Genomic DNA, 12235 nt, shown 5'->3' on the forward strand with positions numbered 1-12235 from the left:
GTGGTGCAGACCACTTGTCGAAGGTCGGAGGGATTCACCGTGGAAACCCCTGCGCTCCACCCACGCCGTTCCGTGCTCGCCCTCGCCCTCACCGCACCCCTGCTCGTCGCGCCGGCCGGTCAGGCCCTCGCCCAGCCGCCCTCTGCCCAATGGGTTTCGGCGCCGTACACCTACACCGTGCAGAAGCCGCACAACCTCGCCACCAGCGCGCGCTACAAGTTCGAAGGCGGCGTCCACACCATGTGGGTCTACGACTACGACGAGCCGCACACCCCTGGCAGCCCAACTGATCCCCGCACCGAGCTGCGCTTCAACCAGGAGTACTCCAGCGGGTCGCGCGCGTGGGAGGGCGAGGTCTACATCCCGTCCGGCGTCAGCGGCCCGACGGTCGTGCAGATCCTGCGCGGCAGCCGCCCGGACGGCACCCGCGCCACCGACGTGATGCTCAACGTCGCCAACATCAACGGCGGCACCCTGCGCAAGGACAGCGACCAGGTCATCGCGACCGGCATTTACAACAAGTGGTTCCGCATTCGCGTGGAGCACACCGCTGTCGCGGGCGGGCGTGGCACCGTGAAGACCTATTACAACGGCACCCTCAAACTCACCCACCAGGACGAGGGCCCGGCCACGCGGTACTTCAAGAACGGCGTCTACCACCACGGCAGCGGCCGCGCGGAGGCCCGTTTCCGCAACATCACCTACTGGCGCCAGTGATCCTTTGCCGGAACGGCAACGGAAGTGGTGCGGGTCGGGTCGCGGCTGGCAGGTTTCACCCATGCACGTTTTCCTCACGGGCGCCGGCGGCTACATCGGCGGCGCCGTCGCCAGGCGGCTCATCGGCGCCGGCCACACCGTGCGCGGCCTGACCCGCACCCCCGGCGTCGTCGGCGAGCTGGCCGCGGCGGGCATCGACCCGGTCGTCGGCGACCTCGGCGACACCGCCCTGCTCGACCGGGAGGCCCGGCGGGCGGACGCGGTCGTCAACACCGCGAACAGCGACCACCGCGGTGCGGTGGACACCTTCGTGGAGGCGTTGCGCGGCACGGACAAGGTGCTGGTCCACACCAGCGGCACCAGCGTGGTCGGTGACGACGCGCAGGGCGGGCCGTCCGGCACCGTCGTCGACGACGCCGTGCCGTTCACCCCAGGGGACCACCCGGTCCGGCGTGCCCGCTACGACCTCGACCGCGCCGTGGTCGACGCGGACCTGCGCTCGGTCGTCCTGTGCAACTCGCTGGTCTACGGCACCGGCACCGGCCCCCGCCCGCAGACCGTCCTGGTCCCGCCGCTGGTCGAGCAGGCCAGGAGCAGCGGTGTGGTCCGCGTGGTCGGCCGCGGCCTCAACCGCTGGTCCACCGTGCACCTCGACGACATGGCCGACCTCTACCTCCTGGCCCTCACCGAGCCCGCGGCCACCGGGTTGTACTTCGTGGCGGGCGGTGAGGACGTCTCGTTCGCCGACATCGGCCAGGCCATCGCCCGCCGCCTCGGCCTCGGCCCGGTGCGGCCGTGGGGCCTGGAGGAAGCCGGTGCCGCGTGGGGCGAGGGGTTCGCCCGCTACGCGCTCGGCGCCAACAGCCGGGTCCGCGCCACCCGCGCCCGCGCCCTCGGCTGGCGCCCCTCGCGTCCGTCCCTCACGGACTGGCTCGAACACGAGATGCCCTTATCGTGAGCGCATGGGCTCACAGGTGGCGGTGGCATCGCTCGGCGGCACGATCACGATGACGGGCTCCGGCGCGGTGTCACCGACCCTGGGCGCGCGGGACCTCGTCGGCGGCCTGGAGGTCGGCGAGATCGCCACCCTCGCCACCACCCCCGGCGCCTCGCTGACGTTCGACGTGCTCTTGGAGACCTTCGACTGGGCCGACCGGCAGGTCGCCGAGGGCGCGAGTGGTGTGGTGATCGTCCAGGGCACCGACACCCTCGAAGAGACCGCGTACTTCTTCGACTGCCTGTGGCCGCACGACCACCCGCTCGTCGTCACCGGCGCCATGCGCCACCCCGGCCTGCCCGGCGCGGACGGCCCGGCGAACCTCGCGGCGGCCGTCGCCGTGGCCCGGGCCGAGAACTCCCGCGGTCGCGGCGCACTCCTCGTGCTGGGCGACGAGGTCCACGCCGCCCGCTGGGTCCGCAAGACGCACAGCAGCCTGCCCAGCGCGTTCAGCTCCTTCCCCGGCCCGCTCGGTCTCGTCGTGGAGGGCGCCCCGCACTACTTCCACCCCGCCCACCGGCTGCCCGCCCTGCCACGGCCCCGCACCGTGCCACCGGTCCCGCTCGTCGAGGCCACGATCGACGACGACGGCACCCTGCTCGACTGGCTCAACGTCGGGGGAGTGGTCATCGCCGCGACGGGCGTCGGGCACGTGTCGGCGGGCATGGCCGCGGCGATCTCACGGGCGCGGTTCCCGGTCGTCGTCGCCACGCGGACGGGCGCGGGCACCACGTTCCAGAACACCTACGGCTTCACCGGCTCCGAGTCCGACCTCATCCAGCGCGGCGCGGTGATGGCCGGCTGGCTATGTCCCCGTAAGGCACGCGTGCTGCTGCGGCTCGCCCTCGGCGCGATGGTGCCTATCAACGACGTATTCGCAGCTCGCGGCGGGGTTTTCTAGCTCTGTTTTCACCCGAACGAGCCAGTTACTTGGTTTCATTCCACGCCATAGCGTCCCCGGAATGACCGCGATCACCTCCACGCCGTACAGCCGGGACCTCGGCGACGAGCTCCGCCGGATAAGGGAGTCCTGCACGCCGTTCCACGGCCGCGCGATGGCACTGCACCTCGGCTGGGACCCGAGCAAGGTGTCCGACATCGAGTTGGGCAAAGCCCGTGCGAGCGACATCGACCTCGTTCAGTACCTGGCGACCTGCGGGAAGAACCTGGAGTTCGTCGAGTCCTTCCGCCGCCGGTACCACCACGCGTTCGACCTGTACTTCGCGCAGGACAACAGCAACCTGCGCACACTCGTCATGACCGAGTCGATCGCCACGACGATCATCAGCTACGACGTGCTGACCGTGCCCGGTCTTCTGCAGACCGAGGAGTACGCGCATGCCTTGCTCATCGCGTCGGAGATCGAACTGCCGGAGGACGTTGCGCGGTTCGTGCGGATGCGCATCGAACGTCAGGCCATCATGCGGAAGCTCAGTCGGCCGGACTGCCGGTTCTACGTGCACGAGTTCGCGTTGCGGATGGTGCTGGGCAACGCTCAGCTGATGGAGGAGCAGTACCTTCGCCTGCTCTTCAACACGCATCAGCTCCGGGTCGTGCCCGCCCAGGCCAAAGGCCCGGTGTTCCGCTCGCCGAGCGTGCTGTACGAGTTCCCGAAGGCGGCGCCGGTGGTGTTCACGGAGACCGACACGGTCCAGGTGTTCGCGCAGGACAAGGCAGCTGTGGCGCGGGCCAGGCGGCACTTTCAGCGGCTGGATGCCATCGCGTTGGATGAGGAACAATCGCGGAGCAAGCTGATGGAGTACGTCAGCGGACTGCGAGAGGACCTCCATGATCCCGGATCGGGCTTGGCGTAAGAGCAGCTACAGCAGCGGAAACGGCAACGGCAACTGTGTGGAGGTGTCACTGGCCCAGGACGCGCTCGTGCGGGACACCAAGAACGTGAGCGGTGACGTGCTCACGTTCTCGACTCCCGCGTGGCGCGCGCTCGTCAGCTGGATCGGCTGACGGCGACCGAGGTGTTCGCGGTCTCGACCGTCACGCGGACGGTCTGAGGGGCGAGCGACTGCAGGTACTGGGCGTGGTCGCGGCCGATGGTGTCGCCGAGCGCGATGAACGCGAGGCGCGGCAGGTCGAACGCCGTGGTGGCGCAGAAGTCCTCCAGCCGGTCGAAGCCGCGCCGGATGCCGGTGGCGTCGAGGCCGAAGACGGCGTGCCGGTCGAGCTTGGCGGCGCCCACGTCGAGCAGGTGCAACGCGTGCAGGGCGTGGGTGAACGCCATCGCGCACACCTCGATGCGGGCGCACGACGCCAGGAGCGTGCGCACCATCGACGGGTGCAGCGACTTGCCGGACGTGCGCAGGACGACGTCGATGCCGGCTCGGCGGAACTTCTCGACGATCTCGAACAGGCCGGGCACGCCGAGGGGTTCGCCCCCTCCGAGCGTGACCGTGTCGGGGCGCATGGAGATGAGCGCCTTGGCGATGTGCAGCATGCGGTCGTGGCTGAGCCGCGCGTGTGCGACGTCCCAGGTGATGTCCATGGGCAGGGCTCCCTGAAGGCTCGGCGGATGCGCCGATCGAAGCCGGGGAGGTGTCCCGCTGTCAGGTGACCGGTGTCCCGAACCGGCCGGGACGGCGGTTGCTCACGAGCTGCCTAGGCCTGCTTCCCGTGCCGCCACGATGGCCTGCGCGCGGTCCGCGACCTGGAGTTTCGTGAAGATGGCGGAGACCCGGTTGCGGACGGTCTTCTGCGAGAGGCTGAGCCGGTGCGCGATGGAGGCGTTGTCCTTGCCGGAGGCCATCAGCTCCAGCACGTCGCGTTCGCGGTCGGTCAGCTGCGGGAACGCCACCGCCTTGGACGACGAGATCGCCGTGAAGTAGCCCATCATGCGCTGGGCGATGGTCGCGCTGAAGATCGCCTCACCGGCTCCTATGGCCTGCACCGCGCGCACGATCTCGTCGTCGTCCGTGGTCTTGACGAGGTATCCGCGTGCGCCGGCCCGCATCGCGGCGAAGACGAGTTCGTCGTCCTCGTGCATCGTCAGCACGAGCACGCCGACCTCCGGCAGGGCCGCCAGCATCTGCTTCGCGGCCTCGACACCGCCCAGCCGCGGCATGTGCAGGTCGAGCACGACGACGTCCGGGCGGGTGGCGAGCACGACCTCCACGGCCTCGACGCCATCGGCCGCCGTGCCGACCACCGCGATGCCGTCCTCGCCGTCCAGCAACGCCTTCATGCCGCGCCGGAACACCGGGTGGTCGTCGGCGATCACGACCCGCGCCATCGAGAACCTCCCGCGTCAGCGGACTTCCAGCGGAAGCCGCGCGACCACCCGAGTGCCGTGTGGTTGTGCGGGTCCCACTGTGCACGATCCGCCCAGTTCGGCGCAGCGTTCTCGCATGGAGTCCAGCCCGACGCCGGGCGTCGCGTCCGGTGCCACGCCGCGGCCGTCGTCGGTGATCTCCACGACCAGGTCGCCGTCGTGCCGGACCGTGATGACGCAGTGCCGTGCGCCCGAGTGCCGTGCGGTGTTCGTCAACGCCTCCGCGACGATCCGGTAGGCGGCGACCTCGACCGCGGCGGACAGGCCCTCGACCTCCTCGGCCTCGACGCGCACCGCCAGCTCGCCGTGGAACCGCGCGGCCTCGTCCCGCACCGCCAGCGCCAAGCCCTGGTCGAGGATCGGTGGCCGCAACCCGTCCACCAGCCTGCGCACCTCGCCCGCCGTGGAGTCGACGTCGCCGAGCACCGGGTCCAGCGCCTCACCCATCGACCGCCGCAATGCCTTGAGCTGCAACCGGATGCCCACCAACGCCGGTCCCACGCCGTCGTGCAGGTCGCGCCGCAGCCGCAGTCGTTCTTCTTCGCGCGCACGCACGAGCCGTTCGCGAGCGAGTTGCAGATCGGCCGTCAGCTTCATCGACTGGGCGGCCGGGGCGGTGGACCGCGCCAGGTCGACCAGGAGGCTGAGCTCCTTGTCGCTCAACCGCTCGTCCGGCGCACGCGGCTCGACCACCAGGTCACCGACCGCGGCACCGCGGTAGGTCATGGGGAACCGCAGCTGCGGCCACCCGCGGCTGCGCCCGTGCTCGGCCAGCACCGACCCGCCGCGGATCGCGACGTACGGCAGCTTCAACGACTCGGCGACCGTCTGCGCGACGGTCGGCAGCACGTCCTGGGACCGTTCGAGCTTCTCGCTCAACGTCGACAGCGCGGCATAGGGATCAGACCGCTCGCCATAAAGCCACCGGTCGAGCTTCTTCTGCACCCAGCTGCGGAACGGCGCGAACACCAGCCCCGCCGCCACGACCCCGATGACCTCGGCGTCACTGCTGAACAGCTGCCCGGCCGCGAGCATCACACCCAGGTAGATGAGCAGCAACGCCACCGTGAGCGTGCCGTAGAGCAACGACCGGTGGATGAGCAGGCTGATGTCGTACAGCCCGTACCGCACGATCGCGATCACCGCGGCCGCCGGGAACGCCAGCACCCCGATGACCCACGCGAAGTGCCCGTCCGTGGTCTCCAGCGCCGTCGCGACGACCGCCAGCGCCAGCAACGCGAACGCCCACACGAGCAGCCGGCGTTCGTCCCCCTCGGCCCGCCGCCAGCGCAGGAACAACGCCGCCACCGCCGCGACCACCGACACCCCGGCCGCGAGCACGGCGACCACCGTGATGCCCTTGGCCAGCCCGCCACCCGCGTGCTCCCAGAAACCCGCCGGGTCACCCCACGACCCCCAGGCGAGCCCGACCGTGCCGAGGACGGCGCTCACCAGGCTCGCGCCGATGGCGAACCACCACCGGTGCCCCAACGGCCTGCCGTTCGGGAAGACCAGCGCCACAGCGGGCAGCAGCGCGTAGGTCGGCCACCAGACCCACGCCTCCACCCACCGCGCCGGGTGCTCGACCGGCTGGCCCGCCACGGCGACCGTGATCCCGCCGAACAGGCCCATGACGAGCAGCAACCAGCCGACGGCCGACCGTTCCACGTGACCGATCACCCGCACCCCGAGCAGGGTGCAGGCGAAGGCCACGAGCCAGTTGCGGGGATGCGAGACCGCGCCGGTGAGCGCCGTGTGCACCACGGCGTAGAGCACACAGGCGGCCACCAGCGCGCCGACGACCCTGGCGAGGGCGACCTCGCCGCGGGTCAGGCGCTGAGCCAGTGCCACAGGTTGTGGAACGGAGAACCGGAGTCCATCGTGCTGAGCCCGGACCCGCCCGGCCAGCCCTGGAACGTGAGCAGTCGGTGCCGCAGCTGCTCCACGGTCATCGGCTTGCCCGGTCGATGGGCGTGGTCGAAATCGACGTCACCAGGCTGCGGGCTCATCGCCCGCGCCTGAAGCTCCGCGTACCAGGACAGGAGCTCTTCGTCTGACATGGTCGAGAAGTAGGGCGGCAGCTGTACTTCCTGCCCGGCTTTCTGCTCGGACTTCGACATGCCCAGTAGGAGCCGTCGTGCACACCCCAGATACACGGGTGGCCCCGATCGTTGCGACGATCGGGGCCACGCGGGGTTGCGCTGGTGACTCAGGGTAGGACCTGGATCTTGCGGCCCTTGCCCGCCTTGAACTGGTCGAGCGCGCCGGCGTAGTCGGCCAGCGGCAGCCGGTCGCTGATGAACACCTCCGGGTCGAGCACCCCGGTCGCGAACAGGTCGGCCGCCCGTTCGAAGGAGTGCAGCACCGCCATCGAGCCGGTGATCGTGATCTCCTGGTTGTAGATCTTGTACGGCTCGATCGTGACCCGCGCCGAGTAGTCCGAGACGCCGAACTGGAGGAACGTGCCGCCCTTCGCGACCCGGCCCAGCCCGTCCTGGATGGCCTTCTCGTTGCCGGTCGCGTCGATGACGAGGTCCCAGCCCTGCGGCCGGTCCAGCTCGTCCGGCGACGCCGCCGTGGCCGTGACGCCCAGCTGCTGCGCCGTCTTGAGCCGATCGGCGTTGAGGTCGACGACCTCGATGGACGACGCGCCGGTGAGCTTGCCGAGCTGGAGCATCATCAGGCCCATCGTGCCCGAGCCGTAGATCAGCACCCGGGACGCCATCTGCGAGCGCAGCACGTCGTAGCCGCGCACCGCGCACGACAGCGGCTCGATCAGCGCCGCGTCCTCGGTCCGCACGTGGTCGGGCAGCTTCACGCAGTTCGCCACCGGCGCCACCGCGTACTCCGCCGCGCCACCGGCCGTCGTGACGCCGATGGCCGCCCAGCGCTCGCACAGGTTGTTCTTGCCGTTGCGGCACATCCGGCACTCGTGGCAGTACAGCGACGGGTCGACGGCCACGCGGTCGCCGACCTTCACCTCGTTGACCTGCGCACCGATTTCCACGACCGTGCCCGCGAACTCGTGGCCCGGCACGACCGGCAGGGTGGGTGCGAACTCGCCCTGCAGGATGTGCAGGTCAGTGCCGCACAGGCCGCACGCCGCCACGTCCACGACCACTTCGCGCGGACCGCACCTGGGATCGTCCACAGTGGTCACCTCGACGGACCCGACGCCCGTGATCACTGCTGCTTTCACTTGACCGCTCCCAACGAAAGGCCCTGGACCAGCTTGTCCTGGGCGGCGAACCCGGCGATGAGCACCGGCAGAGACACCACGACCGCGGCCGCGCACACCTTCGCGAGGAACAGGCCCTGCGAGGTGACGAACCCGGTGAGGTAGACGGGTGCGGTACCGGCGACGACACCGGTCAGCACCCGCGCGAACAGCAGTTCGTTCCAGCTGAAGATGAAGCAGATCAACGCCGTCGCCGCGATGCCCGGCATCGCGATCGGCGCCACGACCCTGCGCAGGATCGTCAGCAGGCCGGCACCGTCGATCGACGCGGCCTCCAGGATCTCCTTCGGCACCTCGGACAGGAACGACCGCATCAGCCACACCGCGATCGGCAGGTTCATCGAGGTGTAGAGCAGCGTGAGGAACGAGATGTTGTCGAGCATCCCGGAGAACTGCGCGAACAGGTAGATCGGCAGCAGCGCCGCGACGACCGGCATCATCTTGGTGGACAGGAAGAAGAACAGGACGTCCGTCCACTTCTCCACCGGCCTGATCGACAACGCGTACGCGGCCGGGATCGCCAGCAGCAGCACGATGATCGTCGAGCCGATGGACGCGCTGAACGAGTTCAGCAACGGCGGCCACGCGCCGGCGTCGAAGAACTCGCCGTACCCGTCCAGCGTCAGCGGCGCCAGCAGCGACGGCGGGTTGGTCGCGGCGTCCGACTCGCTGTGCAGCGAGGTCAGGAACATCCACGCCACCGGCGCGAAGAACACCAGGCCGCAGAACCAGGCGAGCGCGCCCCAAGCGCGGCCGATCCACTTGGCGGTCATCGCTTCTCCTCCTTGAACAGCGAGGACACCGTGCGCAGCGCGAACGTCGCGATGATGATCGACCCCGCCACCACGATCACGCCGGCCGCGGAGGCCTCGCCGTACTCGTGGGCCTGGTAGAAGGTCTGGTAGATCATGTACGGCAGGTTCGCCGTGCCCAGACCACCGGACGTGATGGTGAAGACGGCGTCGAAGTTCTGCACGACGTAGATCGAGCCGAGCAGACCGCCGAGCTCCAGGTACTGCCGCAGGTGCGGGAACGTCAGGTACCGGAAGATCTGGAACGACGACGCGCCGTCGATCGTCGCGGCCTCGACCGGTTCGACCGGCTTCGACTGCAGGCCCGCCAGCAGGATCAGCATCATGAACGGCGTCCACTGCCACACCAGCGACAGCACGACCGCCGTCATCGGCATGCTGGAGATCCAGTCCGGCTGGGCGTCGAACCCCAGCCAGTTCAGGATGCCGTTGAACAGGCCGTACTCCGGGTTGTAGAGCACGTGCTTCCAGATCAGCGCCGCCGCCACCGGCACCACGAGGAACGGTGCGATCAGCAGCGTGCGCACCAGCCCGCGGCCGGCGAACTTCTTGTCCAGCAACAGGGCCAGCCCCAGCCCGAGGACGAGGCTGATGAGCACGACCGACGCCGTCAGCACGATGGTGTTGACGACCGACGAGCGCAGGTCGGGGTCGGTGAAGACGTTGACGTAGTTGTCGAACCCGGCGAACCCGCGGTTGGCGGGGTCGAGCGAGTTCCACTTCATGAACGAGATGACCAGCGTGGCGACGAACGGCAGCTGCGTCACGATGATCAGGAAGATCAGCGCGGGCAGCAGCGGTGCCCGCGTGACCCACCGGTTGGTCTTCTTGCGGGGGACGGGCGGCGGCCGGTCGTCGGTGTCCGGCCGCGCCTGCGTCATGACTGCCATGTCAACGGCCCCTTCACTGGCCCTTGTACTTCGCGGCGACCTTCTCAGCGAGCCCCTGACCGTTGTTCAGCGCCTCGTCGACGCTCACCGCACCCGCGATCGCGGAGCTGATCTGCTGCGACACCTGCGTGCCCAGGTCGGTGAACTCGGGGATGCCGACGAACTGGATGCCGGGCGCCGGACGTTCCTGCACACCGGGGTTGAGCGGCTTCGCGCTCTTGATCGCGGCCTCGGCCATCGCGGAGAACGAGCCGGACGACTGCTTGTACTCGGCGCGCTGGTAGGTCGACGCGCGCTTGCCGTCGGGCAGCTTCGACCAGCCGAGGTTCTTGCCGACCAGCTCCTCGTAGCCCTTGCCGGACGCCCACGAGACGAACTTCCAGGCCGCGTCCTGCTTCTTCGAGGCCTTCTGGATGCCGAACGCCCAGGTGTAGAGCCAGCCGGAGCTGTCGGTCTTCACGACCGGCGCCTGGGTGAAGCCGAGCTTGCCCTTGACCGGCGAGTCGGCGGCCTCCAGCAGACCGGCGGCGACCGTGGCGTCGTACCACATCGCGACCTTGCCCTGCGTCATGTTGTTCAGGCACTCGGCGAACCCGGCCTGCGGGGCGCCCGCCTCACCGTGGTTGCGGACGAGGTCCACGTAGAACTTGGTGGCCTCCTTGAACTCCGGCGCGTTGACCTGCGCCTGCCAGTCCTTGGTGAACCACGTGCCGCCGAAGGTGTTCACGACCGTCGTGAGCGGCGCCATGACCTGGCCCCAGCCCGGCTGGCCGCGCAGGCAGATGCCGCGCACCTCGGGCGTCGCGACCTTCTGCGCGGCCTCGGCGACCTGCTGCCAGGTCGGCTTCTCCGGCAGCGTGACGCCCTTGGCCTCGAAGATGTCCTTGCGGTACATGAGGAACGACGACTCGCCGTAGAACGGCTGCGCGTACACCTTGCCGTCCGCCGCGGTCAGCGACTGCTTGATCGGCTCCAGGATGTCGGCCTGGTCGAAGGCGCTGTCCTTGGCCACGAAGTCGTCCATCGGCGCCAGCCAGCCGTTCTTGGCGAACATCGGCGTCTCGTAGTTGGAGATCGTGGCGACGTCGTACTGACCGGCCTGGCTGGAGAAGTCCTGGCTGATCTTGTCGCGGACGTCGTTCTCGGGCAGCACGGTGAAGTTCACCTTGATGCCGGTGTCCTTGGTGAAGTTGTCCGCGGTGAGCTTCTGCAGGTCCTGCATCTGCGGGTTGTTCACCATCAGGACGTTCACGGAGTCGGCACCGCCGCCTCCGCCACCGCCGGCGCCCGCGCAGGCGGAAGCGAGGAGCAGCACAGCGGTCGCGGCGCCGAGCGTGCGGATCGACGACATCGTCGGTTCCTTTCGGGGGATTTCGGGCACGGCGAAGACACCAGGCGTACCCGTCAGGGGGCTTGTCCTGGCGTCTGCAAGTACCGCCAACTGGCTGTTGGCGGTACTTGCAGACGCCCTCAGGCTCTGATCACTTTGGGGCCGAGCAAGGAGTAGCGGTGGGCCTCGTGGGCGGACAGGCCCGAGTCCGTGACGATCGCCTCCAGGTCGCCGATCTCGGCGAACCGGTTGAAGCTCGACACGCCGAACTTCGTGTGCACCCCGACGAAGATCTTCCGCCGGGACACGCTGAGCGCCTTGGCCTTCACCGCGCCGACCACCGGGTCGGGCGTGGTCAGACCGTGCTCGCGGGAGATCCCGTTCGCACCGATGTAAGCCAGGTCGATCACCATCTCGCCGAGCATCCGCAGCACCCAGTGGTCCACGGTGGCCAGCGTGTGGCCGCGGACCCGGCCGCCCAGCAGCAGGACGACGCACGACGGGTGCTCCGACATCGCCGCCGCGGTCGGCAGCGACGCGGTGATGACCGTGAGCGGGTTGGTGGTCGGCAACGCTTCCGCGACGAGCTGCGGCGTGAAACCCTCGTCGATGAAGACCGTCTCGGCGTCGTCGAGCCGTTCGGCCGCGGCCTTCGCGATGCGCCGCTTCTCCGGCACGTGCGACCCGGCCCGGAACCGCAGACCGGTCTCGAAGCCGGCGCTCTCGACCGGAACCGCGCCACCGTGCGTGCGCCGCACCAGCCCGTGCTCGTCGAGCAACCGCAGGTCACGCCGGACGGTCTCCGGTGCGACCTGGAGCTCCTGGGCCATCTCCACCACGTCGACGCGCCCGTCGGCGCGAGCCCTGGCCAGGATGCGGCGCTTGCGGTCCTCGGCTCGCATGTCACCTGCCCGTTCGGATCTGCTGATGCCCGTTCGGGCTGTGCATAGATGAAACACCCCTGAAAC

The 12235-nt window shown here is 69.4% G+C and carries 14 protein-coding genes; 5 read left to right on the top strand and 9 right to left on the bottom strand.

The features are described 5' to 3' along the window. Positions 1-39: 39 nt before the first annotated feature. From ACZ7CH_RS31150 to ACZ7CH_RS31170, 5 genes are all read left to right on the top strand, one after another. The gene (locus ACZ7CH_RS31150; protein WP_458434145.1) at positions 40-717 is read left to right on the top strand and encodes a polysaccharide lyase family 7 protein; all 678 of its coding nucleotides are present in this window, start codon (positions 40-42) and stop codon (positions 715-717) included. 61 nt (positions 718-778) lie between these two features. Then, positions 779-1675 (top strand): NAD-dependent epimerase/dehydratase family protein, encoded by an 897-nt coding sequence (locus tag ACZ7CH_RS31155; RefSeq protein WP_360398107.1) that lies wholly within the window; start codon positions 779-781, stop codon positions 1673-1675. A gap of 4 nt (positions 1676-1679) precedes the next feature. Further along, entirely contained in the window at positions 1680-2615 is a 936-nt protein-coding gene (locus ACZ7CH_RS31160; protein WP_470371348.1) for an asparaginase, read from the top strand. Between the two features lie 61 nt (positions 2616-2676). After that, complete coding sequence (locus ACZ7CH_RS31165) at positions 2677-3528, top strand: DUF5753 domain-containing protein (RefSeq protein WP_470371347.1); 852 nt, start codon at positions 2677-2679, stop codon at positions 3526-3528. Beyond that, on the top strand, positions 3503-3679 hold the full coding sequence (locus ACZ7CH_RS31170; protein WP_470371346.1) for a DUF397 domain-containing protein: 177 nt from the start codon (positions 3503-3505) through the stop codon (positions 3677-3679). Before ACZ7CH_RS31165 ends, ACZ7CH_RS31170 begins: the two co-directional genes overlap by 26 nt. On the opposite strand, the gene ACZ7CH_RS31175 is transcribed toward ACZ7CH_RS31170, so the two are convergent. The 9 genes from ACZ7CH_RS31175 to ACZ7CH_RS31215 form a co-directional block, all read right to left on the bottom strand. Continuing rightward, a complete protein-coding gene (locus tag ACZ7CH_RS31175) occupies positions 3663-4214 on the bottom strand; it encodes a hypothetical protein (RefSeq protein WP_458434140.1) in 552 nt (183 codons plus the stop codon). The two genes, ACZ7CH_RS31170 and ACZ7CH_RS31175, sit on opposite strands and share 17 nt — an antisense overlap. A 102-nt stretch (positions 4215-4316) precedes the next feature. Further along, entirely contained in the window at positions 4317-4958 is a 642-nt protein-coding gene (locus ACZ7CH_RS31180) for a response regulator transcription factor (RefSeq protein ID WP_360398117.1), read from the bottom strand. 15 nt (positions 4959-4973) lie between these two features. Then, positions 4974-6848 carry a sensor histidine kinase gene (locus tag ACZ7CH_RS31185; protein WP_458434139.1) on the bottom strand — a complete coding sequence of 625 codons (1875 nt, stop codon included), beginning with the start codon at positions 6846-6848 and terminating at the stop codon, positions 4974-4976. Then, positions 6827-7117, bottom strand: a complete 291-nt coding sequence (locus tag ACZ7CH_RS31190; RefSeq protein WP_360398121.1) for a hypothetical protein — start codon at positions 7115-7117, stop codon at positions 6827-6829. Before ACZ7CH_RS31190 ends, ACZ7CH_RS31185 begins: the two co-directional genes overlap by 22 nt. A gap of 89 nt (positions 7118-7206) precedes the next feature. Beyond that, the gene (locus ACZ7CH_RS31195) at positions 7207-8196 is read right to left on the bottom strand and encodes a zinc-dependent alcohol dehydrogenase family protein (RefSeq protein ID WP_360398127.1); all 990 of its coding nucleotides are present in this window, start codon (positions 8194-8196) and stop codon (positions 7207-7209) included. Continuing rightward, the gene (locus ACZ7CH_RS31200; protein ID WP_360398129.1) at positions 8193-9008 is read right to left on the bottom strand and encodes a carbohydrate ABC transporter permease; all 816 of its coding nucleotides are present in this window, start codon (positions 9006-9008) and stop codon (positions 8193-8195) included. Before ACZ7CH_RS31200 ends, ACZ7CH_RS31195 begins: the two co-directional genes overlap by 4 nt. Further along, entirely contained in the window at positions 9005-9937 is a 933-nt protein-coding gene (locus ACZ7CH_RS31205; protein WP_360398131.1) for a carbohydrate ABC transporter permease, read from the bottom strand. The genes ACZ7CH_RS31200 and ACZ7CH_RS31205 overlap by 4 nt, the downstream gene beginning before the upstream one ends. Positions 9938-9950: 13 nt before the next feature. After that, entirely contained in the window at positions 9951-11288 is a 1338-nt protein-coding gene (locus ACZ7CH_RS31210) for an ABC transporter substrate-binding protein (RefSeq protein WP_458434136.1), read from the bottom strand. Between the two features lie 119 nt (positions 11289-11407). Next, entirely contained in the window at positions 11408-12169 is a 762-nt protein-coding gene (locus ACZ7CH_RS31215; RefSeq protein WP_360398135.1) for a DeoR/GlpR family DNA-binding transcription regulator, read from the bottom strand. Positions 12170-12235 lie beyond the last annotated feature (66 nt).

The organism is Lentzea sp. NPDC037011, assembly GCF_055607425.1.

Bases quoted from the DNA above. Each gene is read 5' to 3' on its own strand.
- ACZ7CH_RS31215 (WP_360398135.1), bottom strand. From the start codon at position 12,169: ATGCGAGCCGAGGACCGCAAGCGCCGCATCCTGGCCAGGGCTCGCGCC.
- ACZ7CH_RS31160 (WP_470371348.1), top strand. From the start codon at position 1,680: ATGGGCTCACAGGTGGCGGTGGCATCGCTCGGCGGCACGATCACGATG.
- ACZ7CH_RS31155 (WP_360398107.1), top strand. From the start codon at position 779: ATGCACGTTTTCCTCACGGGCGCCGGCGGCTACATCGGCGGCGCCGTC.
- ACZ7CH_RS31170 (WP_470371346.1), top strand. From the start codon at position 3,503: ATGATCCCGGATCGGGCTTGGCGTAAGAGCAGCTACAGCAGCGGAAAC.
- ACZ7CH_RS31190 (WP_360398121.1), bottom strand. From the start codon at position 7,117: ATGTCGAAGTCCGAGCAGAAAGCCGGGCAGGAAGTACAGCTGCCGCCC.
- ACZ7CH_RS31165 (WP_470371347.1), top strand. From the start codon at position 2,677: ATGACCGCGATCACCTCCACGCCGTACAGCCGGGACCTCGGCGACGAG.
- ACZ7CH_RS31205 (WP_360398131.1), bottom strand. From the start codon at position 9,937: ATGGCAGTCATGACGCAGGCGCGGCCGGACACCGACGACCGGCCGCCG.
- ACZ7CH_RS31180 (WP_360398117.1), bottom strand. From the start codon at position 4,958: ATGGCGCGGGTCGTGATCGCCGACGACCACCCGGTGTTCCGGCGCGGC.
- ACZ7CH_RS31175 (WP_458434140.1), bottom strand. From the start codon at position 4,214: ATGGACATCACCTGGGACGTCGCACACGCGCGGCTCAGCCACGACCGC.
- ACZ7CH_RS31210 (WP_458434136.1), bottom strand. From the start codon at position 11,288: ATGTCGTCGATCCGCACGCTCGGCGCCGCGACCGCTGTGCTGCTCCTC.
- ACZ7CH_RS31200 (WP_360398129.1), bottom strand. From the start codon at position 9,008: ATGACCGCCAAGTGGATCGGCCGCGCTTGGGGCGCGCTCGCCTGGTTC.